Annotated in this window: 1 protein-coding gene; it reads left to right on the top strand. The window is 65.2% G+C overall.

Translation table 11 applies throughout. From position 1 onward, the window contains the following. On the top strand, positions 1 to 923 hold a 923-nt coding region (locus tag SB765_RS27935), incomplete at both ends, for a condensation domain-containing protein (protein ID WP_410932266.1).

Here is a 923-nt window from a genome sequence, read left to right as displayed (position 1 = left end):
GCCGCCGTGGCAGAAGCCTTCTGGAAGGCCCAGCTGGCTTCCCTCGATGAGCCGACCCGTTTGGCTCAGGCCATCGCCGGCAGCGCAGGTGCTGGCGGCAGCGGCTACGGCGACCGTCGCCTGGCCTTCGACCGCGAGCAGACCGCACGCATCGAAGCCTTCGCCCGGGCCAACCGGGTCACGGTCAACACCTTGGTGCAATCGGCCTGGCTGCTGCTGTTGCAGCGTTGCACCGGCCAGGCCAGCGTGTGCTTCGGCGCCACGGTCGCCGGCCGCCCGGCAGACCTGCCCGGCGTGGAAGAGCAGATTGGCCTGTTCATCAACACCCTGCCGGTGATCGGTGTACCGCGTGCCGAGCAGACTGTAGCCGAGTGGATCGGCCAGGTGCAGGCTGGCAACCTGGCTGTGCGCGAATTCGAGCACACCCCGCTGTACGACGTGCAGCGCTGGGCGGGGCAGGGCGGTGACGCGCTGTTCGACAGCATCCTGGTGTTCGAGAACTACCCGGTGTCCGAGGCGCTGCAACAAGGCGCGCCCGGTGGCCTGCGCTTTGGCGAGGTGGCCGTACAGGAGCAGACCAACTACCCGCTGACCCTGGTGGTGGAACTGGGCGCGACCCTGTCGATGCAGTACAGCCATGACCGTACGTTGTGGAGCGACGACACCATTGACTGTTTGGCGGGCTACTTCAGCAACCTGCTTGAGGCGCTAACTGAAAACGCTGATGCACTGGTCGGTCAACTGCCAATGCTGGCCCAGGCAGAACGGCAACTGATGATCGAAGGCTGGAACCATACCCAAGCGGCCTATCCGAACGAGCGCAGCATTCATTCGTTGATCGAAGCTCAGGTATTCGCCACCCCGGACGCTCCGGCACTGGTGTTTGGCGAGCAGGCTCTGAGCTACGCTGAGCTCAACCGCCG

The organism is Pseudomonas sp. SIMBA_067 (assembly GCF_046534675.1).
GTDB lineage: Bacteria > Pseudomonadota > Gammaproteobacteria > Pseudomonadales > Pseudomonadaceae > Aquipseudomonas > Aquipseudomonas putida.
The sequence above is the reverse complement of the archived record's forward strand: the minus strand, read 5'-3'. Positions and strand labels throughout refer to the sequence as shown.